Here is a 1,613-nt window from a genome sequence, read left to right on the forward strand (position 1 = left end):
GGCGTACACCTCTCGTGCGCAGCGGTAGCTTTGGTGCCACGCCAGTATCAAGTTCGGCTGCCTCACGGCCACGCATAACAAGTGCGTCAAGAAGGGACGCCTTCGGCGCCCCTTACGCAGGCGTTACGCGTTCCCATCAACTTTTGTGCAAACTTTCTCGTTCCAATATAACGATATTTTTATATGAAAATCGACATCGACTACATAGCTAAAATCCTAAATGTTTTCATCGAGTCCGATAAAGCTTACATTGACATCAGTGACTTCCAAAATTCTGGGATCAACTTAGATAACGAGAGCAATCCCAATGGGATCAATGAAAAATTTATCTTTCACATTGAAATTTTAATTGATAATAAACTGATTAATAACGACAGCAACTCAGCAGTATCACTCAAAGATCTTGGCATTCACATATTTCATGGCACATGCTCTGTTTCACACAAGCCGATTCGATTAACACAAATGGGGCATGATTTTTCCAACGCTTTAAATAAGAGTGACATATTAGAAACATTAAAAACAAATCTAAAAGATGCTCCATTTAAAACTATTTTTGATGGTAGCCAAAAGCTACTTGAACATGCACTAAAGAAGCAACTTGATAAAATCATCGCAGAATAAAAACGCGTAACAAGTGCGTCAAGAAGGGACGCCTTCGGCGCCCCTTACGCAGGCGTTAGGCGCACACTGTGCCAAACAAATACACCCATACATCTGTAAAAAGTCAATACTTATAAAGATGCACCCTAAATCAAAATAAAACCTTACTTTAATACGAGGTCATAACAATGAAAAACATTCTTGCCGTTATCATTCTGATTTTTGGACTAATTGGATTAGCCACTTCATCTTCTAATTTACCTTCAGGGGCAAACCCACAGTTTGCAATTGGTTACTTTTTGCCATCAGCACTAATAATAGCTGTTGGAATAATACTTTTAACATGGAAGAAAAAAGATAAATAAATTATTCATAAGATAAAAAGAAAAATATGAAAAATATAATTTTAGCAGCACTTTTAACTCTGATATGTATACCATCCTTTGGCTCGTCAACAGCTAAATTTTGCTCAAAACTGAAGTTTGAAATGCAAAAACTTCATAATCAGATGCCTCTTGAAGTTGATAACATGACAACTGCTGTTGGCATTCAAACGCTTTTGGTTGGCAATCAATGCCTTGTTAATTACAGCTATCTAATTAACACTAAAAAATTTATTGATGATATGCTGAGCAGTGGCGAATTAACCACATCAGAAGCATACGAACACATATCATCTAGAGATGGTCGAAATGACCTACAGGAAATATTTAACGATATTGCAATTGGATCTGTAAACTCATCAATGAAAACCTTTAAAAAATTGCCGAATATGAAAATCACCTATACGTATAGATTTGATGATTTGAAAATTACACCATTTGTAGCTGTAGGACTAGACAATAACAGTAAATAATCGCCTAACAAGTAAATCAAAGGGACGGAAACCTCCCCCGCTTTTGTGGACACCTCATCCCTAACGGAATGAGGTGAACTATGAGCACATACAGACACGACAAACCCACCCGGAAATACTCCAATGAATACAAGGTCAGTGCCGTTCGACTGAC

3 protein-coding genes are annotated in these 1,613 nt (G+C 37.6%); all 3 read left to right on the forward strand.

The window, feature by feature from the left end; genetic code table 11:
* Nucleotides 1-183 precede the first annotated feature (183 nt).
* The 3 genes from EHSB41UT_RS24070 (at nt 184) to EHSB41UT_RS24075 (ending at nt 1,459) form a co-directional block, all read left to right on the forward strand.
* Complete coding sequence (locus tag EHSB41UT_RS24070) at nt 184-624, forward strand: DUF2513 domain-containing protein (RefSeq protein ID WP_087113420.1); 441 nt, start codon at nt 184-186, stop codon at nt 622-624.
* 167 nt (nt 625-791) lie between these two features.
* Complete coding sequence (locus EHSB41UT_RS24695) at nt 792-968, forward strand: hypothetical protein (RefSeq protein ID WP_165767398.1); 177 nt, start codon at nt 792-794, stop codon at nt 966-968.
* Nucleotides 969-994: 26 nt separating this feature from the next.
* Entirely contained in the window at nt 995-1,459 is a 465-nt protein-coding gene (locus EHSB41UT_RS24075; protein ID WP_133060659.1) for a hypothetical protein, read from the forward strand.
* The last annotated feature ends 154 nt before the right edge of the window (nt 1,460-1,613 follow it).

Source organism: Parendozoicomonas haliclonae, assembly GCF_900174585.1.
GTDB classification, from domain to species: Bacteria; Pseudomonadota; Gammaproteobacteria; order Pseudomonadales; family Endozoicomonadaceae; genus Sansalvadorimonas; species Sansalvadorimonas haliclonae.

Excerpts from the sequence above, each read along its gene's own strand:
- EHSB41UT_RS24070 (WP_087113420.1), top strand. The coding sequence starts at position 184 with ATGAAAATCGACATCGACTACATAGCTAAAATCCTAAATGTTTTCATC.
- EHSB41UT_RS24695 (WP_165767398.1), top strand. The coding sequence starts at position 792 with ATGAAAAACATTCTTGCCGTTATCATTCTGATTTTTGGACTAATTGGA.
- EHSB41UT_RS24075 (WP_133060659.1), top strand. The coding sequence starts at position 995 with ATGAAAAATATAATTTTAGCAGCACTTTTAACTCTGATATGTATACCA.